The sequence below is a fragment of the Providencia sp. PROV114 genome (assembly GCF_032704305.1).
GTDB classification, from domain to species: domain Bacteria; phylum Pseudomonadota; class Gammaproteobacteria; order Enterobacterales; family Enterobacteriaceae; genus Providencia; species Providencia rettgeri.
Map to the genome: position 1 here is coordinate 3207349 of NZ_CP120528.1, position 25385 is coordinate 3232733.

General features: G+C 34.4%; 21 protein-coding genes. 1 reads left to right on the top strand and 20 read right to left on the bottom strand.

Annotation, left to right across the window (positions count from 1 at the left end; translation table 11 throughout):
* Positions 1 to 164: 164 nt before the first annotated feature.
* The 12 genes from P3L37_RS14335 to P3L37_RS14390 all read right to left on the bottom strand — a co-directional run bounded on the left by P3L37_RS14335 (position 165) and on the right by P3L37_RS14390 (position 14503).
* Positions 165 to 1118, bottom strand: a complete 954-nt coding sequence (locus P3L37_RS14335) for a hypothetical protein (RefSeq protein WP_109912842.1) — start codon at positions 1116 to 1118, stop codon at positions 165 to 167.
* A 125-nt stretch (positions 1119 to 1243) separates the two neighbouring features.
* The gene (locus tag P3L37_RS14340) at positions 1244 to 2194 is read right to left on the bottom strand and encodes a hypothetical protein (RefSeq protein ID WP_109912843.1); all 951 of its coding nucleotides are present in this window, start codon (positions 2192 to 2194) and stop codon (positions 1244 to 1246) included.
* A gap of 218 nt (positions 2195 to 2412) precedes the next feature.
* A complete protein-coding gene (locus P3L37_RS14345; protein ID WP_109912844.1) occupies positions 2413 to 3354 on the bottom strand; it encodes a hypothetical protein in 942 nt (313 codons plus the stop codon).
* 16 nt (positions 3355 to 3370) lie between these two features.
* Positions 3371 to 5332: an RCC1 domain-containing protein gene (locus tag P3L37_RS14350; RefSeq protein ID WP_109912845.1), complete on the bottom strand. Its 1962-nt coding sequence runs from the start codon at positions 5330 to 5332 to the stop codon at positions 3371 to 3373.
* Between the two features lie 38 nt (positions 5333 to 5370).
* Positions 5371 to 7422: a hypothetical protein gene (locus P3L37_RS14355; RefSeq protein ID WP_238562692.1), complete on the bottom strand. Its 2052-nt coding sequence runs from the start codon at positions 7420 to 7422 to the stop codon at positions 5371 to 5373.
* 196 nt (positions 7423 to 7618) lie between these two features.
* Positions 7619 to 8764 carry a hypothetical protein gene (locus P3L37_RS14360; RefSeq protein WP_109912847.1) on the bottom strand — a complete coding sequence of 382 codons (1146 nt, stop codon included), beginning with the start codon at positions 8762 to 8764 and terminating at the stop codon, positions 7619 to 7621.
* A gap of 9 nt (positions 8765 to 8773) precedes the next feature.
* Complete coding sequence (locus tag P3L37_RS14365) at positions 8774 to 9757, bottom strand: hypothetical protein (RefSeq protein WP_162598859.1); 984 nt, start codon at positions 9755 to 9757, stop codon at positions 8774 to 8776.
* Positions 9758 to 9765: 8 nt separating this feature from the next.
* Positions 9766 to 10398, bottom strand: coding sequence for a hypothetical protein (locus tag P3L37_RS14370; protein WP_109912849.1), 633 nt, complete (start codon positions 10396 to 10398; stop codon positions 9766 to 9768).
* 7 nt (positions 10399 to 10405) lie between these two features.
* Entirely contained in the window at positions 10406 to 10927 is a 522-nt protein-coding gene (locus P3L37_RS14375) for a hypothetical protein (RefSeq protein ID WP_109912850.1), read from the bottom strand.
* Positions 10928 to 10938: 11 nt separating this feature from the next.
* Positions 10939 to 11616 (bottom strand): pilus assembly protein, encoded by a 678-nt coding sequence (locus tag P3L37_RS14380; protein WP_109912851.1) that lies wholly within the window; start codon positions 11614 to 11616, stop codon positions 10939 to 10941.
* Positions 11617 to 11636: 20 nt separating this feature from the next.
* Positions 11637 to 13925 (bottom strand): TcfC E-set like domain-containing protein, encoded by a 2289-nt coding sequence (locus P3L37_RS14385; RefSeq protein WP_109912852.1) that lies wholly within the window; start codon positions 13923 to 13925, stop codon positions 11637 to 11639.
* Positions 13926 to 13969: 44 nt separating this feature from the next.
* Complete coding sequence (locus tag P3L37_RS14390; RefSeq protein ID WP_204163277.1) at positions 13970 to 14503, bottom strand: hypothetical protein; 534 nt, start codon at positions 14501 to 14503, stop codon at positions 13970 to 13972.
* Positions 14504 to 15135: 632 nt separating this feature from the next.
* Here P3L37_RS14390 and P3L37_RS14395 point away from each other — a divergent pair.
* Positions 15136 to 15447: a hypothetical protein gene (locus tag P3L37_RS14395; RefSeq protein ID WP_109912853.1), complete on the top strand. Its 312-nt coding sequence runs from the start codon at positions 15136 to 15138 to the stop codon at positions 15445 to 15447.
* A gap of 162 nt (positions 15448 to 15609) precedes the next feature.
* Here P3L37_RS14395 and P3L37_RS14400 read toward each other — a convergent pair whose 3' ends face one another.
* The 8 genes from P3L37_RS14400 to P3L37_RS14435 form a co-directional block, all read right to left on the bottom strand.
* Positions 15610 to 16446, bottom strand: coding sequence for a hypothetical protein (locus P3L37_RS14400; RefSeq protein WP_162598860.1), 837 nt, complete (start codon positions 16444 to 16446; stop codon positions 15610 to 15612).
* A gap of 262 nt (positions 16447 to 16708) precedes the next feature.
* The gene (locus P3L37_RS14405) at positions 16709 to 17653 is read right to left on the bottom strand and encodes an ACP S-malonyltransferase (RefSeq protein ID WP_109912855.1); all 945 of its coding nucleotides are present in this window, start codon (positions 17651 to 17653) and stop codon (positions 16709 to 16711) included.
* A gap of 114 nt (positions 17654 to 17767) precedes the next feature.
* Positions 17768 to 19072 carry an ABC transporter permease gene (locus P3L37_RS14410; RefSeq protein ID WP_109912856.1) on the bottom strand — a complete coding sequence of 435 codons (1305 nt, stop codon included), beginning with the start codon at positions 19070 to 19072 and terminating at the stop codon, positions 17768 to 17770.
* 11 nt (positions 19073 to 19083) lie between these two features.
* Positions 19084 to 19758 carry a hypothetical protein gene (locus P3L37_RS14415; RefSeq protein WP_109912857.1) on the bottom strand — a complete coding sequence of 225 codons (675 nt, stop codon included), beginning with the start codon at positions 19756 to 19758 and terminating at the stop codon, positions 19084 to 19086.
* Positions 19739 to 20452: an ATP-binding cassette domain-containing protein gene (locus tag P3L37_RS14420; RefSeq protein WP_109912858.1), complete on the bottom strand. Its 714-nt coding sequence runs from the start codon at positions 20450 to 20452 to the stop codon at positions 19739 to 19741. The genes P3L37_RS14415 and P3L37_RS14420 overlap by 20 nt, the downstream gene beginning before the upstream one ends.
* Before the next feature lie 20 nt (positions 20453 to 20472).
* Positions 20473 to 21531: an ATP-binding protein gene (locus P3L37_RS14425; protein WP_109912859.1), complete on the bottom strand. Its 1059-nt coding sequence runs from the start codon at positions 21529 to 21531 to the stop codon at positions 20473 to 20475.
* A complete protein-coding gene (locus P3L37_RS14430; RefSeq protein WP_109912860.1) occupies positions 21531 to 22748 on the bottom strand; it encodes a beta-ketoacyl synthase N-terminal-like domain-containing protein in 1218 nt (405 codons plus the stop codon). The genes P3L37_RS14425 and P3L37_RS14430 overlap by 1 nt, the downstream gene beginning before the upstream one ends.
* A complete protein-coding gene (locus P3L37_RS14435; protein WP_109912861.1) occupies positions 22745 to 25330 on the bottom strand; it encodes a beta-ketoacyl-[acyl-carrier-protein] synthase family protein in 2586 nt (861 codons plus the stop codon). The genes P3L37_RS14430 and P3L37_RS14435 overlap by 4 nt, the downstream gene beginning before the upstream one ends.
* Positions 25331 to 25385: the final 55 nt, after the last annotated feature.

The window sequence follows — 25385 nt, forward strand, 5'->3', positions numbered from 1 at the left end:
TATAAAAAAATAAAATAACGAAATAAAAAACGAAATAAAAACCTTTCTTTTAATTAAAAGGATTTTGTTTACAATATAGTTGAAGAATTTATATTTATTAATTTTAAAAATCTAACATCCTCAAAGCTGGTTAAATATAAAAATGATTATCTTGATTCTATTTACTATTCCAACTCACTTGGTGTAAATGAAAGATTATGCATAAAATATTTCTCATACATTGGGCCATCAGGGCTGGTTGATGTAACACCCGTTCTAACATCAAATACAACATGTTCAGTAGTAAAATTATCGGTTCCCATCCCCTCTTTTTCAACTAATACTCGAGCTTCTTCATTTGTCCAATAAGGAGTATCAACCGCTTCCGACCAAATAAAGTAATACGTAAGATCGCCCCATTGGGAAAATATTTGCTGATAAACAACCACAGGCAACATAAACTTACCCAAGCCTACATTAGCCATAAAAAAAGTATGCTTCTGTCTATCTGAACGAACAAAATTACGTAAATAAAAGAAATAGCTATCAATCTCACCCGTGAGCTTATCTTTCGCTATAATACGAACTTCTTTACTAGGGTCATTTTTGATTAATATATAGGCGACCCCTTTAGCTCCTGGTCGAAGAGTCACAGCGGGAGTATTTTGTCCAAATGACCATTCAACATCACCAGAGCCCCCTTTAGTATATAGAGTGAACTCAGCACCACTCCAAGCAATCGTAGGTTCCCCTGCTAAAAAAGTACGATTAATATTGCTAGCATTAGTGATTGTAAATTTTTCAGTTACCTTACGAAAGGTTAATAATACAGTATCTTGATTAGTGGAATCAGACTTTATATGACAACGCGCAAGAACATCTTCAACAAGAGTATCGCAAATATTCGCCGATGCCTTACCTGTACCATCTGTCACTGTTGAATATACCGAGCTGCCAGACTCACTAATAAAGGCTGTGTTCTGAATACTTAAAGTACTAAATATAATATCAACCCCGATAGCAGGCGAATTATCTATTGAATTCATGCAAATGACATTAACAACATTAGAATTTATCCCATCCGCCGGCGCATTATTAAATTCGACAGATAAATTTATTATATAATCTTGAAGAGACATTATTTCACCCTATTATAAAATTAATTAACAATGATTTAATCAAGAAGGCTATTATTTAATAAAAAAGGAAATGTGAAATAACAACATTTCCTAATATAAACTAATAAAAGTACTATTCTGAAAAATTAAGGAAGAGAATACATAAAATATTTTTTATATTTACTGGAAGTTGAGCTACTTGATTTAGTGCCTGTTCTAACATCAAAAACAATACGTGATGAAACGCGAGGAGTTTTATCACCCTCTATCAATGGTACTTCATCGATATTATTGAGATTAAAGGCCGCCAAATCCTTAGTCCAATAAGTTTCATCAATAGCGGTAGACCATATAAAGTACATGGCAAGATTACGCCACTGTGAATAAAGCTGGTCATAAACTGCCACGGGCAGCATGTAATTACCGAAACCCGCTACCGCGTCCGAATATTTATGTTTCTGTCTATCTGAACGAATAAAGTAACGCAGGTAAAAAGTATACATATCAGATTCACCAGTTACTCTATCCCTTGCCGTGATGCGTACTTCTTTTCTTGGATCCTCTCCAATAATGACATATGCATTCTGCTGTGCACCTTCTCGGATGGTGATTTCAGAAACGATATTATTGATTGACCACTCAACATCCCCAGATCCCCCTTGAGTATCAATAACAAACTCAGCGCCTCCCCATGCAATGGTTGGTTCACCAGGAGAGAACGTTGCATTAATATTAGATGCATTCGTAATTTCAAATTTACCCGTTGCGGCTCTGAAGGTCAGTGATACAGAACTTTGACTGGTATTATCCGATTTCACATGGCATTTGAGCACAATATCTTCGGCAATAGTATCCCCGATATTTGCAGAAGCCACACCAATACCATCAGTTACACTGGGGTACACAGCTGCATTATTTTCCCGAAAAAAAGCGGTTCCACGTACACTGATCGCAGTAAAAACGACTTCTAAGCCAACTGCCGGCCGAAGATCAATTGAATCCATACAAATTACTTTTACTTGATTAAAGCTCTTACCGTCAGCTTGAGCATTATTATTGATCACATTTATATTTATTAAATACTGATTATCAGCCATATAATTACCCCATATTATTGAGCAGACTAACAATAAACAACTATTATTAACGTATATGTTGTAAAACTAGTGATATAAATAATATCCCCAGTATAATAAAAATTCGCTAATATATAGAAAGCTCAGCCACAGATAAAAAACCAGTTGGATCATTTTCAATAATATAGAGAAAATAATGTGTTATTCCTGAGCTCATCAGCCATCTGGAGTGGAAATAATTAATCAATAGCATACATGAAATACTTTTTATTAAATAAAGTATTGGCTATTGATTTAACACCCGTTTTAACATCGAAAACAATAACACGTTCAAAGTCACGTGATTCAACTTGATCAATTACGTTTTCATCGTTCTGCGCACTATTAGGAATTAACTCTCTAGTCCAATAGGTGTCATCAACAGCTGTTGACCAAATGTAATAAACCATGAGGTTACCCCATTGCGAGAATACTTTTTCATAAGTACTCACAGGTAACAGATAGTCGCCAAATTTTTCCTTAGCCTCTGAAAAAGTATGCTTTTGACGATCTGATTGAATAAATGAATGAAGGTAGAATGAATAAGCATCTGACTCACCAGTAACCCTATCTTTCGCTATAATGCGAATGTTTTTTCCAGGATCCGCATTTATCATAATCGATGCCGATTGATTAGCATTAGGGCGAATAGTGACTTCAGAAATAATATTATTTGTCGACCATTCGATATCGCCACTACCACCGTCTGTATAGAGAGTGAACTCGGCACCAGCCCAAGATACTGTAGGTTCACCATATAAGAAAGTTCGGTTAAGATTTGCAGCTCTGGTGATTTCAAACGTTTTTGTCGGCTTACGGAATGTTAATGCAGCGGTATCTTGGCTAATAGGGTCAGATTTAACATGACATTTAATCACGATGTTCTCTGCGACTATATCCGCGATGTCGGCGGTTACTAGACCGATACTATTCGTAATTGCGGGATACACTGTAGTGTCAGTTTCTTTAAAAAAAGCCGTTCCTCCAATACTTAATGCACTAAGAATAACTTCCAAACCCGCAACGGGTTTGAAGTCCTTATTATCCAAACAAATCACACTAACACTATTAAAACTTTCACCATCTGCTGGTGCATTATTATTTTTCACAGAAACATTAATGACATATTTCATTTCAATCATTTAATTCTCCTATATATTAAAATTTAAACTCACTATAACGAAGCATATTATTAATTCCTGGCGGCAAATTACCAACACTCCCTTTATCGCCTATAGAAATTATATTTCCCTCTAAATCCATACATAAAAAAGTATTAATTGGTGTATTACGTGTTAAACGATATGCCGTCCTGTAGAAATGGTCGCTAACTGTATCGAAGGTTCCCGAATTAGCCCAACCAGATACAGAACCTTTATTGGTGATATATGAAAAGGCCCCGCTAATCCCGGAAACAGTTAAAATATCTTTATTAACAATATCAGGCGGGATCACGCCCGCATATTCCTTGCTTCCCCAAGTATAGATTTTTCCATCGTCACAAAGCACACAGAAAGCACCATCAGTAGAACTTATAGATATTATATTCCTGAGAGCTGCAATATTTGCAGGGACGATCCCACCATATAAACCATTCCCCCAAGCAGTAACAGTATTATCACTTCGAAGTACAGCGAAGGCTTTGCTCGATGATGCAATAGCTATAGCATTGTTAATAGGCTTATGTAATGTACCGCCATAATCACCATTACCCCAAGCTCTGACAACACCAATATCAGTAAGCACCGCAAAAGCACCATCTGTGGCAAAAACATCAATAATATTATTAATATTCTGTATATCCTTCGGCATATTACCTCCGAAGTTATTCTCCCCCCAAGCCACAGCAAATCCTTGGCGATTTATTGCACAAAATGCCCCTCTGGCAGCAGATACTGATATATAACCGTTCTCAGCAGGCAACCCCGAGGGGAGCTTTCCGCCTGCATAAATATTGCCCCAAGCATTCAGATAACCACCATCAGTAATCGCGCAAATCGCACTTCGATTACAAATTGCCGTTAAAACATTATCAACAATAGCGGTAAGATTTCCGCCAACCGCATTATTTCCCCATGAATAAAGCGTATTATTTGTATCGAGGACTGCAACGATATTTGGTGAGGCAATAATAGCCGTTATATTAGAAAGAGCCGCTACATTGCTAGGGGGGACAGCCCATGCCAGACGGCCTCCCCACGTAACCAGTTTACCCACTGAAGTAACCGCAAAAGCAATACTATTATTACTATCCCCCACCGCGGCCGTATTCATTGGATAAACAGTGATTGCCCCTGATTGATTCGCAAGAGAAACATGAAGTTCTTTTAACGGGTGTCGATCAGTAAAACGAGCTGATTCTTGCCAAGTATCTTCAAGATAATACTGCCACCTCACCTTTATTGGATTTCCTGTCAATGAATTAAAGGCACATAAATGTAAAGCTGAGCGATCGCTATCACGGCTACCAATAATAGAAACATTCCTAATATAAGCATTAACAACATAATATAATGCGTCAGGAGATTGAATATCCCCAACCTTATAATATGCAACTAATGTTTTATCGATATACTGAAAAAGTAAATCTTTTGCATTGTTAATAACAATTCGAATAGGGTTACCAATATCATTTTGTTCTACACGATATATCGCATCCCATGTAATAATATTTCCAATATAAGCATGGACAACATCACCTACTTTCATATTGGCCCAAGGTGCCACGATAAAATCGATAGTATTCTCAATCACTGAATAATCGATAATATTACCAAATGATGGTTCAATATAGGGAGGTTCTAACGCCAGTGGTATATCAACAAAAGTAGACTCAGTGTAACCACTGACTAAAGGGTCACTCTGATAAGTTGCAGTAACAATAACGGTTTCACCAACAATATCGGTAAAGCTAACACTGGCAGAACCAATAACCGAAGTCACACGGCTGGTTGTATTGGTCAGACTATCTGTGAAAATAGCAGAGCCACTAAGAGTAAAGATTAAGACTTTGTTATCAATTAAAATGCTACCATCATGTAACACAGCAAAAGCAGCATTTTCAGCAATACCATCTGCGGCTGCTCCTGATGTTGCTGTAATAGTTACAGAAAGGGCCATAATAACCTCTAAATAAAAAATTCGTCGTGTAATAAATTCTATTGAAAGAATAAATTTAAAATGAGTAACGTACCTGGGCTCTCAGGCAAAGTAATTATGGCTGAGATTGATTCAGAAACAGTATTAACAATCTGAATTTCACATGAAAAATCGTCATTAAGATTAATTGTTGCAGATTGACCACCAATTGCAGTAGAACCCACAATCTTTGCATTGCCATCAACCTGAACAAACACCTTAGTAATATCCACATTACTTATATTATCTTTAGGGGCGGTTCTTAAATATATACAGCATGGCATAACACCATCACTTAATGCATTGGTTGAATTATTATAAAAATCAATATTTCCGTCGGTAAGAATATAATTACCAAAATGGGTCATCAAGCTTCGATTAATAATCGGGTTAGTTGCTTGTACAATAGAAATCGTTACATCACCTGAATGTGAAGATAATAATCTAAAGCGCCCTTCACCATCTGGATTAACTGTTACCTGATGAGTATTCGTGCCAGATTCAACAAACTGAGTATAAATAGGGGAAGAAAGTTTTAATATTGTACCCGGCTCGCCAATAATTCTTGCATAATTATAAGAACGGACATGTACGACATTATAATCATAAGGCGCAGCATTACTTGTAATAACATCGCTTATTTTGCTATCAACAACGACATTAGACTGCTCGGAATAGGAAAACCCTCCATCATCAGCATAAATAACGGTGAAGTAAGCATGCAATTTCCCATTCCTAGGAACAAGTAACGCTTTTTTTTTGGGGTCTATAAAGTCGTAATATTGATTAGCGACATCACCTGTATTTAAAATAACAACATTCTGATATCCGGAGTTATTAATAAAATGGCCATTCTCATCGGTTCCATAGATGTAAATTGATAAGGTATCATTTAAAGCCATCTCAGGATATGAAACTCGGACAATAGCACCATTGTCCATTTCTATATCAGAAATATAGATAACACCATTTTCCGCTTGCATGAACACCGGCGCACTCAATGGGTTCATGTGCTCCAAATCAACTTTGACATTGCTAAAATAAGAATATCTGGTTTTATTAGCACGGAAAACTTTATAATAAGAGGTAAAATAGCCAAAATTTAATTTTTCAGCAATTCCTTTCAAAAAGGTAAGAAGTAAATAACCATCATCAACATCAAATAAAGTTACAGTATGAACGATATTCGCACTCGTCCCATTAATCGGGATATTATCCATGGTATAACCACGAATATACAAAGTAACAATATCGCCTATAGCCATATCATCATAAATGCATCTTACTCTAATCCCCTTGCTCAACTGTGCCGATGTTAACCATCCGTGAATATTATCAACAAACACAGGAGCCGGAAGAGAAACGCTGATATCCAATTCGAGCATGGCAGTGGCAATTTTAGATGTTTCAACATGCTGATTAGCATCAATTGACTGATAGCGTGCTTTAGCCTTCCCGCGTTTAACTAAGAGTATATTGATTTCTGGAACTAAAGTGACAAAACCATCGGTAATGTCTTGGCCGACAATAAGGTGTTTAATCGTATAGGACGACCCAGGAGCAACTAAATTAGTTTCATCATCAATAATCCAAAATGAAAGAACCACTTCATCGCCAATAGATATATTCGGATATATTGGAACGAGAATATGTGTTCCAAAATTAGAAACAACATCATTATTGTTAATAATATTATTAATATCAGCATCAATAAAAATAGGTGCTGGCAATGTTCCGCTATCCCGTCTATCTACAATGGCAAACGTAAATGGTGATTCACTGATATTTCCTGCAAAATCAGTGACAGAATAATCTATTTTATAAACACCGTCTGGAATGATATTTGCATCAAATACCATTTGCACAGGAAATTCGTTTTTCGGGTCAGTTATAACCTTTAGTTTTGAACTAATTTTATCAAAATTAACTCTAATTTCATCAGCAACATCAGCCAGTTGATACTCTGCTATTTCTACATATATTTTATTATCAACTGAAAGATCATCCTCATTAATTATGCCATCATTCATTTGCGGAAGATAAGGAGGAAACAAGCCATAATTTTTAAACATAGAATCACCAACCAATGTAAAAAACACATTTAAATGCCTGACTCTAACCAGTCAAGTAGGTTCTGAATATAAAATAACAGTCATGCTTGATAAATCAGTAATGAGTCAGGCTTACAATATATTTTTATTAATTGAAAATTATAAAACCTTTAATATTAAACATTTCAATCTCAGTATTATATTTAAATGCGGCATATTAATTATTAGTTATTAATTTATTTCTAACTGCAGGCGGTAAGAGATCAACTAAAACCCTATATACAGCTGAAAGTTTTGGATATTCAATTCTTTTTATTTTCAAAAGATAGTCAATATGCAAAGAGCCTTGCTGCAGCTCATAGAAAATATCATCTTTAGCGCCCGGAGGACCTACGTATAAATGTTTTGGATCATCATATATTGCCTGAATTTGCTCAAGACTCAATTTGACCTCATTAGGAGCTACAAGCTCTACTTCATCACCGGCAGTATTGAAAGGTAAGAATCGAAGCACTAAAGGCGTTTCTACTGTTGTATCAATATCATCGAAACTTACACTCTTGCACAATTCAGAAAAATCATAACTAATACCATCATACCAATGGGCCTGATTAATATAACCATTATACAAGTTTGGAATAGAGATAGACTTCAATTCTCTGACTGTCGATCCACGGCTAATCTTGAATGGTAGGTCAAAAGAAGTTGCAATATTCCCGGGCTCACCAGACAAAGTATAATAAAGGTGATGATCACCATCTACAAAGCTTTTCTTATCAAAAACAGCCCTCAAATCAATCGCTGTCTGTTTTACAGGGTCTGGCAGAAACCTTTCATGCATATTACCATCTAAGTATAATCTAAGCGTCAAAGTTGCTTCCGGTGGCTGTGGAGTTCCATAAACAATGACGAATGTAGTATCTTCTTTCTCATAACGGTCATACTCTAAATCCCCCGTAACTGGGTCTGTTTTAATATTAAGGAAATAAGTTTCTGGACGAGTACCATAAAATACTTTTACTGTGGATGTTATGACATCTTCAACATTACCTTCATCTGCAACCACTGAAACATTAATAAAGCCTTCACTAGCCCAAGCTAATCCAGGGTCTAAATCTATTGATACCTTGAGTGTATATCTACCCTCTTGATCCGTTTTAACCACCACTGGTACTGTAGGGTCATCACTATTCGGCACATCAGGAAACTTTATAATTCTGTGCCGTGTTAAAGTCACATCAAGACCAATAACTGGTTCACCTGACTCACTCTCTACAGTAATCACTAAATCCTTTACTTTATTCTCTTCCTTTCTTGTATCAAGAATAATAGCCTTTGTACTAAGCATTAAATTATTTGGCATAAAAATTCCTTATGGTTTTACAATTATATTAAAGTTAAGAACATCTTTATAATTACCTACTTGTGGACTACTTCCTGCGTCAATATCAAAAATTGGTAAAAAGCAAACTTGTGTAGCATTTTTATCAAAGGAATAACTTCGACCTGCAACTGCAGGATATCTTAATACCTTAATTCCATCGTTGAGCCGTAGTTGATAATGTATCTCTTTAGAGACATCATTTTGGTTACGCAAATTAAATGTATTATTTTTTTCACTATCACTATTAACCATTAAAATAAATTTATTATCTGCGGTTTCCATACCATTATAATTTATACAAAATGGGTTATTCCCAGTGCCACTTAAATTGATGACTGACTTACCTGGTTTAATGGCTTTTAAGTCCCAACGCTGCGGTAAATCAAAATTAAAAGTAATTTGTTGTTCTGGAGGAGGTGGATCTTCAGGTTCTACAAGCCAGCAGCTATCCGTTGTTTTATCAAAAGTAAGATATGCGACCCCAGTATTATTGACATAAAAGTCACCTCTGGAATCTTGATCCGCAAGCCCAACCGACATAGCTTGCCAGTCTTTAAAATACTTATTAGTGATATTATCAATAACAATTTCGGCCGCAAAATAACCGTTGTTTTTCCATACGTTACTGAGACTCGCTCGATAATATTGTACTTCTCGGATAGTATGAACCGTTGTTGCCTTAACACCATCGAGGCTCACACTGTTAGGTTGAAGGTTTCTTCCGATAGGCTTACCAGCGAAATTATAAAACACCACTGCAATAGCACGTGAAGTTAAGGAGTAATCCCCTCGGTATGCCATATAATCTATACTAAGTGTTGCCTTGCTAGTATTATTCCCATTATCTTCTAATCTACAGCTATAATAATTTCCTACCCTTTTAGGATACACAGAAGCTGCCCAGGCCGAAGTGGATTCAAAGAATGTGATAACTATGAGATACAAGCAAACACAAAGAATATTAATTTTCATCTAGATACCTATAACCTACAAGCTTGATTTTCGACAACAACGTCTTTATGAGGAAAAGATTTCTTTTGACCGGGATAAATATTGATAGCCTCACCGTTTAAATCGCCACTTATGTACCTTGCAGTGATATGAGCATTACCTTTATTTATGACCACATCCTGTGTATTTCCGCAATTAAACTCAAACTCTTTTCTGATAACCTTAGGGTAATTTCGAATAATAGAACTGAAACCAATATTAATAATAACAGAGGAATCATTGCCATTAGAAATCGGAAGTAGGCTCGGCATTATATCAATACGATAAACCTCCTCAAATAAAACGTCCTTTACCCTTTTTACAGTAAGATATTTCTTTTGCTTAGGAGATAACGCAATCCTAAATGGCGAATAATATATTTTCGGATCGTCTTCTTCTTTTATATCAATATAATTCTCAAAAGAATAATCAATTCCTGGATTAGTTATCTTCTTAAGTTTTATATTAATAAACTCTGTTTTCTCACCATTATTAATTATCGCAATACGATCACTATCACCAGTTAACTCCAATACTTTAGGCACGACATCTATTGCAGACCATACTTTAAATGAATATAAAAAAATAAATGCTGCAACTAAACGATGAGATCGTAATTTCATATATAAACTAATCCGAAGCTGAAGGTTCAAAAATAAGTGCAATCTCACCAACATAAGCACCTGTGATATCTTGATGACTACCGATTGGAGCATTCGCCGATATACTGAGTGTATACTCGCCTTCACTATCAGCACCAATCGGCACATCCGGATTAGTAAAACTCTGACTTTCCATTGGCTTTAATTTTTTAGTCTCACCTTGATCACTCGAAAAAATAACGTCAGCCGGTGCAAAAGATAAGCCTTTTGAATCATTTTTTAAAATAACAATATTTTGCAGAGTAACCATAAAATTTGGGTTGGTTGATAATACATGAACCCGCGCGTCAACTTGATACGGAGAATTTATCTCTTGCTGCTTTAACTCAAGCTCGCTATACCAACCTCCATTTCCATCCGTGACTTCAAAGTTGTCTTCTTCAACAACTTCACCTATTATTTCAATACTTTTATTACCGTGAATAGTAACTTCCGCTTGAGAAATAAAACTAATAAATATCAACAGTAATGCTAATTTATTAAAACTCATTCTCACCACCATTATTTACAAGAAGCAGAAAACTCTTTACCTTTAAATTTAGCTACAAAACTCTTATAAGAAAAATTTACGGGTGTAGACGGATAAACACTAAGACGAGATATTGCCTTCTGCCTACTATCATCTGTAGTCACATTCATTAAATCTGCTCGAGTGTTGCCATTATTAATTAACAACATTCCATCCGATTTACATTCATAAGTTAATTCTTGATGTACTTCACCGTCGGGTAATACCCGTACTAAAACGCCATAACCTACAGAAATTACAGTGGGTGCGGAAATTTTTTTATTAGCCTCCTTGCCTCCAATAACATTAAAAGATGAGACAGGAAGTACATATAATCGATATACCGTCTCTTTTACTGGAGCGTTTAAACCAACTAGCTTAACTTCGCGACTTTGCCCTGGACCAAGTGATATCTTAGTAGGTGAAGCAATAATATTTGGCTCTAACATTTCCTGAATCGAAGTTTTAATCTCAGGAGTCAGGCCAGGATTCTCAACATGGAATAACGATACATCTACATATATTGGCGCATCACCTGTATTTTTAATCGTTATAATACGTGATTGTTTTGATGCAACAGTTGTACTTGCCGGTGTAACTAATAATTGCCCAACCGCCCAAGCATTGCCAAATTGAGTAAGCAAAATACATAACAGAAATAACCTCAGCATATCGTGTCCTTATAACCTATTTACAATGGAATACAAACATAGCCATTATCTTTTTTTAACGTCAAATCACATTTATAATTAACGTTACCATGACTTAAAGATATATCTTTAAGTACTTTTTCTGAGTTGAAAGAAAATAATCCATTTCGGTAAACGAGTTCACCATTGCTAAGCGTTCCGGAAACAGGCTCACCCAGTTTATTACGCATAAAGCCACTGTATATTTGATTGATATTAACTAAAGCCTTAGAGTAATAAACCTGCCCAGGATGACTCTTAAGTACATTAACAGGAACCTCAATTTGCATATCAATATCTTCAGCATTATTATTTGAAACCGATGCATAGCCGATTGGCTTATAACTATTAATTGGAACTGAATATATTCGCCCACTTGTCACAGGGTTACCAAATACATTAAACCCATAATAGCTACCGCCCTCATTAGCAGGAGTATCTACTAATAATACTGAACCACTATTATTATAACGGCCAGGATAAACACCATATTTGCTGACAGATAATCCACCACGATAATAAAGACTCCCCTGAGTGTTATTGCGATCAAAACCAACTGAAGTATTTAACTCACCTAAAGAGCCTGATCGCCCTGCACTTAAAGTAATATTATCGTTGTCTTTACTATGTCCATAATCGATATTCGCAGTCGTAGATCCAAACTGATCAATCCACTCTTTTTGATAACTAGCTGAATAAGCAACATCACCACTCGAGTTATATATATTTAGGCGTGCCTGACTATCTTTATAGGATAGAGTTAGATTCAGATAAACTCCATCCCCAAAATTTGTTTGTCTCTTAACACCTAATGATGTATTTGCATAAAATGTCTCGCCGGTAAATAAACGGCTAATTTGCAGTTGCTGATAATCACTGCTATAGAAACGACCATATGAATATGAAACTAAATTGGCACCAAAGTTACGAGAATAGCTAATAGAGCTGCTATTAGCCGTATAATATGCATCTGATACATCATCTTGCTGATAATAAGATGCCGTAATGCTACCAAGTTCGCTATTACCGACAGCCAAACTAGCGTATCCACCGATTCCTTTTTCACCCGCACGGAACCCTATTGTAGGCTGAAACACTTGCTCATCAAATAACAATGGTTTATTAATATTAATATCAGTCGTCCATTTGCCATTATCAGCGGCTAATGCCAGTATGTTGCCATAATAACCTTGCATATCGTGACCGACACCAACTTCCAAAATATTACTATCATCGTATAATTGTTTCCCCGCTGTAATATGCCAATTATCACCCTGATTGCCATAATTAACATTATTGATCATCTGGCTTTCACGGCCCATTTCTCGACCGTTTTTATCGAAGTAAATTATCTCTACAGGATAATAACCACTAGGAAGCATACGGTAATCAATTTCATTTTTACCAACACTAGAGGAACGATTGAGCAATACTCGTCCATCTCGCTCAATATCTACGCTGCCTTCGCTCATGGCGAAAAAGGTCAATACATCTGCACCATTTTGTTTATTTTCACGGCTGAAGTTGTCCTGACTACCTACAGTCAAAAAACCATTGTAACTTGGCGAAATAACCGAATTTATAGCCCCTGCATAATAATCAAGTGAATTTTGTTTTCCCGCTCTTACATAGTATTTATCAAAGTTTTTCTGAAGGTAATAAGTTGATATCGCAGAGTTACTAGATGATTGGGTATTTTGATAAGTACGCTTGTTGTAATACCAATTAAAATAGCCATACATTTGTGATGGAAGACCAATATAACCATTCCCCGATATATTAGCACTCCGATAACCATCATTATTACCTTTAATATCTATAGTCTGATTATGTACTAAACCAAAATTAGTTTGAGGTGTAATATACTTTGAATTTTTATCAAAAATAGATATGGTTTGATTTAATTTATCAATAGATACATCGTTATTATCGACTTGAACCTCACAACCTCGTTCACATTTTTCAAAATTAATGCGTTTCAGTATTTCATTTACATTTTTAACATCCTTAGAATTAAAAATATTTTCCTTATAACGTCTACTATCAATAGATAATAGTTTAGTACTTGAATTGTAAGTAACATAACCTGGTAAAGCATTACCATTATAGGTTACTAAAAAACCTGACTCTTTCCCTACGCCGATATTTTCAAAACCCGGAGGAGTTTTAAATACTAAAGATGTGCTATCCGCTTTTACGCCATGACTATATAAGCCTACATAAATAGCTAGTAGGCACATCTTAAATTTATAACGCCATATTTCTGACTCTGTAATAATAACATTAAACATAATTTGATTTGTGCCTACTAATTCACTAGATAATAACCTTATTTCTATGCAGATGGTTCAAATAACATGACGAGATCACCACTATATGCGCCATTAGTCTCGCCTGCTGCGCCTGTACTTGTTGGTGCAGTAGCGCCAATATTCAGTTTATAAATATCATCAAAACCACCATCACCGACTAAAGTCTGTGTGATAGAAACGGGAGGTTTACCATAATCCAAGATATTTGCAGGTCCGCCAAAGCTAACCTTAGTATCTTTTAAGCGATAGGCACCATCATTACGTTGAATAATAAGAGGCTGAATCATTGAAACATTAAATTTCTCACCTTTAGTCCAAACCCGCACATCTAATGTTTTAGCAAAAGCACTTTGCTTATGATCAACGGACTCTAACTCCTCCGTGGTATACCACGTTTTGCCATCAGGCTTAGTAACATAGATACCATCACTGATTTGGGCGGTTAGCGTAATTTTCCTTTCTACGCCATCAGCAGCATTAGCAATAACTGCTCCACCGAGAATAGAGCTCAATGCAATAATACCAACGAAGCTACTCGACATTTTTTTAAAGTTCATACATATATTCCTATTATTATTTCTAGAAATTAAATCCATTGAATGCCACCTATAACTACATCATAAGTCATGCACATTGGATAGCATCGCTATAAAAATAAAGCACGTTGCCGCAATGAAAGAATACAAATTAAAAGAAGAAGATAAGTATATAATATCATTCACTTTGGCTTTGAAACTTTCAATGTTAATTATTGTAGCGCTTTACTTGATCACTTAATTAGTGATTGATTCGAATAATACATGAATAATTCACTGATAAAAACCTAAAGTTAAATAAAATGGCCATTTCAAAGTATAAAATTATTTATCTTAATCACACAAGCATTGTGCGATAATAAGGATCGCAAGCTTGTAAATAGCGATACAATATTCTGTTCTCATTTATTAGCTAAAACACTATTGAATTATTCCGAAAATGCCTTAATAATATATATGAATAGCAACCTCCTTAAGTCATAATATTTAGCTTTAAATATTATTTAGTTATGTTCCATATTATGGGTATCTATTTGCCTTCTCTATATAGATGGGCATATCTAAAGGAAATATTAGTTCAATATTTAAATAATAACCTTATGACCCAATTTTCATTATCAAGTGATATAAATACTTTTTTGAAAGGAACTATTATGAGCAATGAAACCGTAACCACGAAAAAGTGCCGAAAAATTAATAACTTTGAATTATCTCTCATACTAGATGCAGTTAAAACATTGAATCAACGGCAACCAGTAAAAATAGAAAATATTAAACAATTTTCTCAGCAAGATGAAAGTCATTGGCCTACAACTAGAGAGATTTCTGAGTATTGTCAGTTTAGCATTTACAAAACTAGACATTTACTTATAAAACTAAGTGAAGAGGGATATATTCGTTCATCAGGAAAAGTCATTAGCAATTCCTTACATTGGTCATTCATTGGTGATAATACATGTGACTAATAATATCGACCCTATATTTGACGTTCACGTTCTATAGAGCTCCTTTGAAAAATTAAGCTCAAGTTCATGCACTCGATTATCGTTAACTATTTTATTAGAACATCTAACATCTATAAATAAAATAAATAGAAGCTTAGATTTAGCTTTTTCCTAAGTATTCCATTATCTATGAGTAGCAGCCTGATTAACTGCATTTATTCGCAGGCATATATCAGATGCAAGGTTAAAATCATGCCGCCAATGGATAACCCTTTCTACTCTATAAATAATAATTGTTGGGATAAGACAAGTGAAAAATATATAAGTAAAACAGACTGGTATATTCAGCAATTCAAAAACCAAACAAAATATAGTGACTAGTATAAAGATGGTACACATCCAAATTAGCAATCGAAGATAAATATTTTTTGCATGAAAAGAATATCCCCCAGAACCATGAGTAAAGTTATAATCAAAATTAACTTCAGATAGTAATATTTTCCCCACGAGAAAATTTATTTGGGAACCTCTAGATAAAAATAGCATGATGCCCAGTATACAATATATTAATATGATTAATGCGACAATAAAACTTGGGCTTGCATACCCCTGCCCCAAATCAAATTCTTTTTTATGTTTAATAGGTAGAACAATTGCTAAAATTACAATAACACTGAAAAAAATTTCTTTTATTACGATGTAATCAATTTTAATCACTTTCCTACAAGTGATTGGTTCACCACGAATATAATTTTTTATTTTATCGCTAGCTATAGAGAGATGATGTAAATATGTAAACCGTATAATACACCAAATAAGTAACGGTGATACAAGAGCTCCAAGGCAGAAGACCATCAACCGAACATTATCCTTTCCGTATGGCCATATAACAAAAGTAATACCCAAAATAATCACACATAATAAAAAAGAAGATTGTAGTGGAGATGATAAAAAAGACATTACTCTGCAAATCCACAAATTCTTTTTTATTGTTAATAATTTTCGGTTAATTTTATTCATCTTGAATTTACCCGAAAAAACACAATAAACCCAATACGAATTATAATATTCCGACACATTCCAAATAATTGATGTCGAAATAGCTGTTATGCCAAAATACAACTCTGAGAAAGATAAACACTCAACATTATTAATAAAGCACAATGCCAATGTCAATGAGGTTATTATAATTGGTTTAAGAATAGTAAAATGATGTTTTTTTATATAATAGCTACAGCTTGGTAACATGTTCACTCCCTAATATCACTAGCATTAAGAGATATCAAATAAATTCGCTGGTATATCTTTTATTAAAGTTATTGTTAGGAAAAATTTCATCAATTAAAGGTAGAAGTGTTTTTTTACTACCAACTTCAAGGAAATTTCCGTGCCCAATTTTCACCCATTCTTTTATTGTATCTTGCCATTTGACTGTATCGGTTAACTGATTAATCAATTGATTTTTAATATCAATTTTGTTAGAAATATTAAGGGCAGATACGTTCATTATAATAGTTTTTTTTGGCTTAGCGAAATCGAGTTTCTCTAAGTATTCTCTTAATGGCCGTTTTCCATCACGCATTAACTCTGAATGCCACGCACCATTCACTGATAATTTAATAACTTCAATATGATTTAAGAGTAAGTAATTGACGAGTACTTTAACTTCTTCTAACCTACCACCAATGACTTGTTGATTATTACTATTATCACAACATATATTGACAAATGGGGTTAACCCTAAATACTCAATGAGTTCCCAAAGTTTATTATAGCTATATTTCTTAACAACATACATCGCTCCTTTTTTCTCCCTTGCAAGTGACTGCATGATAATAGAGCGTTTATCTATTGCTTTAAATAATGTTTCCATATCCATTACCCCAGCAGCATATAAGGCTGAATATTCACCTGCGCTATGTCCTGAATACCCTTGCTCATTAATTGAAAATTTCTCTCTTAATAAAGTGAGTGTCGCAATATTAATCGTTGTAACTGCGAGTTGTTGATAACGTGTTTGAATAAGCTTGCTCATAGGACCTTTAATACAAAGTTTTCTTATATCGATGCCAGAGATATCACTAGCACAATCCCAAACGCGCGATGTATTTATTGAAATATCACGGACGTTGGCCCCCATTCCCAAACTTGGAGATCCTTGCCCGGAAAATAAAAAAACCCACTCATCTTTTATATTCAAAAAAATATTTTCTTTTAACTTTAACAATTCGTAACCCTCCTAATTATCACTTTATTTTTGTTGGTATTATTAAAATAATTTACAACCTAAATCCAAATTTCTATTTAAATGCTAATTTATTCTCCCTATATATTTCCATCCTTATCTAAAATTAACTCTAACGCATAACATTTTATATACTGGATAAATCAATGCCGTAATAGTCGATATAATAGGAAATATAACTAAAATTAAGATAAAATCAGACCATTTACCCCACACAATATATGCTTGATAACTATCCCCAGCTGTTTTTTCCGATGTAATATTTATGCCATTTATATTTATTAAATAAGAAATAGAAATACTTATAATAAAACTTAAAAAAGAAATAATTAAAGCTAAGCAAACACCTTCAAAAATAACCATACGAGCGAGGTAGAACTGATTCGCGCCTATACTTGCCAATACATTAATATCGTCATAACGTGATCCAATACTAATCATCAGAATAAGACCAACCAAAGAAAATGAAATTATTAATGTTAATAATTTAATAAATAAAAATATTACTGAAAAAAATTTAATTGTCACACTAGCATGGTCTGATAATTTATTCCAAGGCAATGCTTCTAATTCAAGTTGATGTTGTTCTATTATATTATTAATGATAGCCAACGTCTGTTCTGTTTTTGTTACATCGTTAAGAAATAGACTCACCGTGCTTGCTGAACTGGTCTTTAAAATTTTACGTGCAGTTTCTATAGGAATTTTTAACATTCCATAATCAGAACTTTTGACTCCTGCTTGAAAAACCCCCCTGACTCGGGTATTGGTTTTAGTTTCCCGTCCTAAACTATCAATAATCCGTAACTCCACCTTAGAACCATAGCTTAAACCCACTGAACCCGCTAATTTTGAATCTAATGTTATCTCTTGGTGATTAACTTTCGACAAATCACTACCAGAGATAGTAAGGTCATAAGCCCCAAACTTTATAGACTCAAACGGCTCTATAGCAATAGCTCTAAAATAAGTTGAAGTATTTATTTCTTCATTGTGTATAGACCCAGAAAATACTAACTGCTCTGCAATATTTGATATTAAACTATTCAAATCATCGTTTTCATTTAATAGCGTTATTATTTCTGATGGCTTTTCTATAAGATACTTCATATTTTCATTCCGGGAACTATCGAGATATCCTTTTTGGTATATTTGGATATGACCAATATTTGTTCTAGCTGTATGCTCCTCTAACTGAACAATCAGATGATTTAAAAACCCACCGCACAGAAATGAAACAACATAAAAAAAAATGATAATCATTAATAAAAATATATTCACTCTAAAGTTGTTTTTGAAAATCAAAAATAAATATTTAGCATCAGTAGACTTAACTAAAAATGTATATAGAACAACGATAATCACAAGGCTAAAAATAATCACATCTAATAAAGTAGCCATTAATCACCCTCTTATACTAATGGAGGGAATATAGACTCAATTTCTGATACTGACCAAGGAGGCACACCAGTATAGCCATATTGAGAAAATGTTCTTCCCATATCATTTTGTAAAAATAGTTTTCTCATCAGCATTTCAGATTCATCTTTTCGATTACAATTCATTAATGCCCTAGCTTGCATATATTCAAGCATAGATAAAAGTTCTTGAGCGACACTAGTATTTCTCATTAACGCACGACTATCCGCAATTGCGACCACACAACGACCTAACGCTTGAGGAACAAACGCATCCATACGTAGCCGTAAATACTTCAGCTGCCATTGATTATTATTTGATTCTACAGCCTCATCGATAGAGTAAAATGCCTTCTTAACTGATTCAGCTGCATTAGCTGGTTTATTTTCTTTAACATATATATCAGAAATAAATAGCATCCCATAACCATAGAAAATTTTTTCAATACTCTTATTTTTCAATTTAATATTTTTATCTAGTTCATTAGTTATTGCAATTAAAGTATCAAATTTCATGTATTCATTAATTGATAATAACTTTTCCAACTTATTACCATGAAGCTTATCTTTGAAATCATTTCCATAAAGAACAGAAGGTATTAAGAATATACCCCCAAAGGATAAAATATATAAAACAAATGCATTTTTATTAATTAGTAAATTTAACATTTTTTAGTTTTCCATTTTCCAGCTCTAAAACTCTATTCACTTTTGATGTTATCGCATCATTATGAGTGGAAATAATGACCGAGGTCCCTAACTCTTGTTTGATATTAATTAATAGTTCAACCAATTGCTCACTATGATTTGCATCAAAATATACTATAGGCTCATAGGCGATAATCAGTTTAGGATTCGTTATCAGTGCTCTAGCAATAGCGGCTTTGTACAACAATAAGGGAGGTAATTCTTTTGGTAGTTTATCAGCAAATTGATTGATACCAATATACTCCATTATTTTTAGTATATGATTCTTAGCATTACGTTCGTTCATTCCCTTTAATAATAGGGGATAAGAAACATTCTCATAAATTGTTAACGTCGACAATAAACAAGGGTGCTTATAAATTAAGCTAATGAATTTATTACGTAATATTGAACACTCCAGTTCATTTAGAGAAGACAAATAACTCCCCATCAAATAAACATGCCCTATATAATGACTATCAATCCCTGAAATAATATTAAGCAGTTTAATTCTTTCGTATTCACTGGAACCTGTAATAACAATAAATTCATTTGAATATATTTCTAAGCTTATTTTATCAAAGCTTATGTTTTCATAAAAATCATCGCCAAAAAATTTAATAATATTACATAAAGAAATAATTGGTATTTTATTCACACGTTGATATTGAGTCAAAAAATCACCTCATTGATATTTTATTCTTGCGAATTAGCTTCCCATAACTCAAGGAGCCAGCCCCCTCTATCGCCATCAATGACAGTCATGGCATGATAAGAGTTGGTTGGCTGAACATGACTTAAATACTCCCACATTAATGCTGGCATCATACAACCACTATCGCCATAAATATCATTTAATTGATGAAATTCAATTCGTCCCTCCAATTTTTTAAATGCAATTTTTTGAATTTTTCTAAATTCTACCGTTGGTAACGCTGTAGAAAATAATGACTTCGCACCTGAATTTAAGCATTGTTTCCAGATATCTGATAGATAATCCGATGCTTTACGATTCCCTTTTGGTAAAATAAAATAATCTCTCACACAAATTTGCATATGGCTGTTTTTTTCTTTATTCAAGATAAAACATCCTGTACGTTCAATACTTATTTGATTATTGGTATTATTCAGCTTTTTAAACAAATTTTTGGGCTGATTTTCAATTTCACTAAAAACCAATACAGGAATTGCTCTAAAAGCTCCGCAAATAAATATATTATCAAACTCATTACAACTTAATAAATCTTGAGCTAATAGTAGCGCTGACATAAGTCCGTTACGTTCACCTCTTACTTTACAAGAAAAACCTCTTATTCCATATTTTTTCAATATACTTTTAGGAACTATATTTATGTTAAAAGAATCTCGCCAACTCGAAATGTCTTCAAATGTGCTTAATTCCCCCCATGATTCAACATATATGAAACCATTATTTCCCTTTTTCAGTGAGAGTTTATTTTTAATATTTAGTTTTGAAACAGCATGGTCACAAGATCGTTCCATAGAATGGATAAAAGGCCGATAATTTGTATTTCTTATTCCTTCATTAGCATAGATTTTATGATTAACCCCATACCTCCTGAATGCCCAATGGCGACTCCCTGTTCTTTTATTGGCTAAATTTAGCATATGTGACTCCCATACATTATGCCATGATGGAACAAATGGCATAATAGGTTCCTCTGGTTCACCGATTGAAAATGCAGCTATACTCATTGTCTGTTGAGGGATATTATTCTTATTATCCATTATCATTAATTTAATTCCTGATATGATGAAAGCACCATAGTAATAATTGAACCATCCATTCCTAATCCCAACTTCAGCATACATTTTTTAAAATATGGCAATGGTTCCGTATCTGAAAAAAAATTAAATTTTAAATTGCTCATTATTGAATAATGACTAATCGATGGCAGTATCCTCTTATTTAAGATTGATTCAGTCATAATCATTAAATCAATAATTCCTGAACAATTTGAAATATAACCAATTTGCCCTTTATAACTCAAAACTGGAATATCTAAATTATCTTTTAATAAATTTTCAATTGCCATAGCTTCTGCTTTATCGCTGATTATAGATCCATTGCCATGAGCAAATACTGCACCAAGTTCTGATGCATTCAGTTTTAGCGTTTTCATCGTATTTTCAATGACTTTAGATATTGTATAAAAGGAAACATTACTATTACGCTCGCCATGAATTTGCATGCAGCCAGAATAATTGATATAGACTCTAGGATAGAATTTTCTTTTATTAATATGAGATTCACTTTCTAAAATTAATACTGCATAACCTTCCGAAAGTATAGCGCCATCACTAACCGGACTAAAAGGCTGTGCATGCTCTTGCACTAACATATCTTGGCCATCTATAAATAAAATATCTTGTAGGTAGATATCTAACCAGGAAATTACAACAACAATATCAAGTTCCCCATTATTAATCGACTTACTCCCTATATGAGTAGCCATTAATGCCGAATTACTGGTGCTATATATACTTATCGGAGGCCATGTTAAACCATAGTATCGTAATAATTCATTAGCGAGATGATCTTGTGCATAATGCCTAGCATGTAATTTTTTTATACTAGGAGAATAGTTGATGTCCTCAACATCGTTTTTATCATAAAATCCCTGATAATTATTTAAATCGGTCCTCATTCCGTGGCCAGTGAGATAAAATCTGACTCTTCTTCCTTGTAATTGCATTTTATCTAGCTTTGCCTTTTTTAATGATTTATCGATTAGTTTCTTCAAAAAACAATCTAACGCGTACGGCTTGTTATGATATGTTACCACGGATGGATTTCCGGATAATTCAAGCTCAGCCACTAAATCCTCGTCATTAAGCCATTTATTTTCCAGAACACATTCATTTGCGGCAATCTGAGTAATTAATTCATTAAAGTCATTTATTGTTGGTAAATTTATTTCCCATCCACTTAATATTGTTTTATCACTCAAAACATCCTCCTGATAATTATTGCATAGTGGTTTCCCCCTTCCGATGAACCGGTTATCAATGCATAATTAATATTTTTTTTAGTTGGAGTAGTAATAAAATTCACATCATCCGCTATAAAATTGCAGGTATATGGAATTGGTGGTATTACACCAGTACACATAATATTTACAACAATGGATATATTTAGCAAACCGACTGATGACTCGACGAAACCATATATTGCATTGTAATTAACAACTGGAATCTCCGCTAAAGATGTTTGAAAAACATTGCGGATGGCAGTAATTTCTGTTGCATCGTTCCATTTATTCCCATCACTGGAACCACAGACAAGATCAATATCTTTCGGATTTATTCTTGCTTCTTTTAATGCCCGCTCAATTGCGGTAATCAATGCATTGGAACGATCACTAATGTCGATACTTTCACTGGCTTTAGTATGCTCCTCATCAAAAAATGAATTGTCATTTGCTTTTCCGTAACCTACTATTTCAGCATATATCTTTGCATTTCTATCTTTCGCATGTTGCATGTCTTCTAACAGCAACATACTCGCACCTTCACCTGGAATATATCCTTTAGCGCCTTTGCTATAAATATGAAAATCTTCTGCGTTTAAAGTCAAATTCATCTTTTTATTCATCGATTGCATGTATATAGAAATTGAACCGAAATTTTCATCTGCTCCACCGACTATTACTTGAGGCTGTAATTCTTGCCGAATAATTTCATAACCGTAAGTCAAAGCTCCTAAACCCGCATTAACTCCCGTTGCTAATGTGGTTGTATAGCCCTTTATACCTGCAGAAATTGAGCAAAATGTCGGTACTGCATTCATTAAAGTTCCAGCAAACTCGGATGTCCTTACTTTATTGGGATCCGGGATCAGACTTTGTAAATAGCGATTCACGGTGCTCTGAGGCCCCTTTGACATTCCCATAATTAAACCAATATTCTCACCATCTCGTTTTATTTTTCGGCCTGCATTCTCTAATGCCTCAGTTAACGCAATCAAAGCATATGTTCCGCTAGGAATCGCTTTACGCGGATCGTAACAACGTAGTAATTTTTTAGGATTAATATTTCTAACAGAGTGCTGACCTGATTGGTGATTTATTTTTTCTTCAATTTCTTGATTATAGAATGGATGCCCTAATGTTTTTTCGAATTCATAATCATTTTTAATCACTGCCATTAATTTACTTATGTCACTACGGACATCATGACCAAATACAATTTTCTCTAATTCACTTGGCTCTTTCATATTCCGTACAGCAAGCATTAATTCTTTAATATTATTCCCAGCCGATGTCACCGCTCCCATACCGGTAATAACAACCCGCTTAGGGGTATATTCTGATATTTCATTTTTTGATAAATGCGGACTAGCTACAATAGAGCAATTATTCCCGCCGAAGGCGTAATTATTACTCATAAATAAACCAACTTTTTTATCTTGGAATTGATTTGGAACATAGTTGAGATCACAATTTAACCTTGGTTTTGTGAAATTCAATGTTGGCAAAACTTTGTTATCAATCGTAGTGATTAAACAAGCAATTATTTCAACTATACCTGCGGCACCGATATTATGGCCAACATAAGATTTAGTCGAGCTAAGTGGTATATTGTCAATATTAGGAAAAACTTTTTTCATTGACCTAGTTTCAATACGATCATTAGCCTCCGTTCCCGTTCCATGTGCATTTATATAATCAATGTCATCAGGACTAATACCGGCATTTTGCATCGCCTTTAACATTACCTGGACTGCACCACTGCCACGAGGCTCAGGCCCTGTTTCATGGTAAGCATCGCACGAAGTCGCGTATGAAACTATTTCACCATAAATCGTTGCCCCACGAGCCTGCGCATGTTCGTAATCCTCCAATACTAAAGCCCCTGCACCTTCCCCAATAGACATACCCGGTTCGCCCGAAAAAGGTGACGTAGGGGTATTTTTCATGACGTTAAGAGCATAAAAACCAGCAAAAGTGGGTAAATAAATCGGCTCAGTCCCCACTGTTAATACAACAGGATGTTTACCATTTTGAATATAATCATATCCAATACCAATTGCATTCGTGCTCGCTGTACAGGCTGTAGCAACCAATTCAACCCCACCACGTATTCCAAGCAAATTGGATACACTTGAACAGCAAGACGAAAAGCCGCCAGAAAGAATAGCTTTCTTAATAGAAAAATCTTCTACGTGCTGTTCAAATAGAGGTAAAAAGGCTTCTGTACCCGCAGAAGATACCCCGACAATCATTGCTGTATTATCTAATATTACTTTATTATCTTTTAAATTAGCTTGTTGTAATGCCTCGCTGGTAACTTTGTATGCCCACAACGCTGCATTATCCAAAAACCCAACTATATCTTTTCGAATATCCGAATAATCAATATCTTGTTCTATCTCTGAGGCATTCGCATTGACGAACCATTTTGAATATCTTTTACTTGCTTTAACACTACAATCCATTGACAGTAATACATTTTTAAATTCAGGTATATTTTCTGCATGTGCGGAAAGAATCCCCATACCCGTTATAACGACACGACGACGTTTTATTTTCATGCAAGATCCCTTTAAAACCCTATCTTCTGGAGCTCACGCTAATATGTAGAGCTCT

Excerpts from the sequence above, each read along its gene's own strand:
- P3L37_RS14335 (WP_109912842.1), bottom strand. The coding sequence starts at position 1,118 with ATGTCTCTTCAAGATTATATAATAAATTTATCTGTCGAATTTAATAAT.
- P3L37_RS14340 (WP_109912843.1), bottom strand. The coding sequence starts at position 2,194 with ATGGCTGATAATCAGTATTTAATAAATATAAATGTGATCAATAATAAT.
- P3L37_RS14345 (WP_109912844.1), bottom strand. The coding sequence starts at position 3,354 with ATGATTGAAATGAAATATGTCATTAATGTTTCTGTGAAAAATAATAAT.
- P3L37_RS14350 (WP_109912845.1), bottom strand. The coding sequence starts at position 5,332 with ATGGCCCTTTCTGTAACTATTACAGCAACATCAGGAGCAGCCGCAGAT.
- P3L37_RS14355 (WP_238562692.1), bottom strand. The coding sequence starts at position 7,422 with ATGTTTAAAAATTATGGCTTGTTTCCTCCTTATCTTCCGCAAATGAAT.
- P3L37_RS14360 (WP_109912847.1), bottom strand. The coding sequence starts at position 8,764 with ATGCCAAATAATTTAATGCTTAGTACAAAGGCTATTATTCTTGATACA.
- P3L37_RS14365 (WP_162598859.1), bottom strand. The coding sequence starts at position 9,757 with ATGAAAATTAATATTCTTTGTGTTTGCTTGTATCTCATAGTTATCACA.
- P3L37_RS14370 (WP_109912849.1), bottom strand. The coding sequence starts at position 10,398 with ATGAAATTACGATCTCATCGTTTAGTTGCAGCATTTATTTTTTTATAT.
- P3L37_RS14375 (WP_109912850.1), bottom strand. The coding sequence starts at position 10,927 with ATGAGTTTTAATAAATTAGCATTACTGTTGATATTTATTAGTTTTATT.
- P3L37_RS14380 (WP_109912851.1), bottom strand. The coding sequence starts at position 11,616 with ATGCTGAGGTTATTTCTGTTATGTATTTTGCTTACTCAATTTGGCAAT.
- P3L37_RS14385 (WP_109912852.1), bottom strand. The coding sequence starts at position 13,925 with ATGTTTAATGTTATTATTACAGAGTCAGAAATATGGCGTTATAAATTT.
- P3L37_RS14390 (WP_204163277.1), bottom strand. The coding sequence starts at position 14,503 with ATGAACTTTAAAAAAATGTCGAGTAGCTTCGTTGGTATTATTGCATTG.
- P3L37_RS14395 (WP_109912853.1), top strand. The coding sequence starts at position 15,136 with ATGAGCAATGAAACCGTAACCACGAAAAAGTGCCGAAAAATTAATAAC.
- P3L37_RS14400 (WP_162598860.1), bottom strand. The coding sequence starts at position 16,446 with ATGAATAAAATTAACCGAAAATTATTAACAATAAAAAAGAATTTGTGG.
- P3L37_RS14410 (WP_109912856.1), bottom strand. The coding sequence starts at position 19,072 with ATGGCTACTTTATTAGATGTGATTATTTTTAGCCTTGTGATTATCGTT.
- P3L37_RS14415 (WP_109912857.1), bottom strand. The coding sequence starts at position 19,758 with ATGTTAAATTTACTAATTAATAAAAATGCATTTGTTTTATATATTTTA.
- P3L37_RS14425 (WP_109912859.1), bottom strand. The coding sequence starts at position 21,531 with ATGATAATGGATAATAAGAATAATATCCCTCAACAGACAATGAGTATA.
- P3L37_RS14435 (WP_109912861.1), bottom strand. The coding sequence starts at position 25,330 with ATGAAAATAAAACGTCGTCGTGTCGTTATAACGGGTATGGGGATTCTT.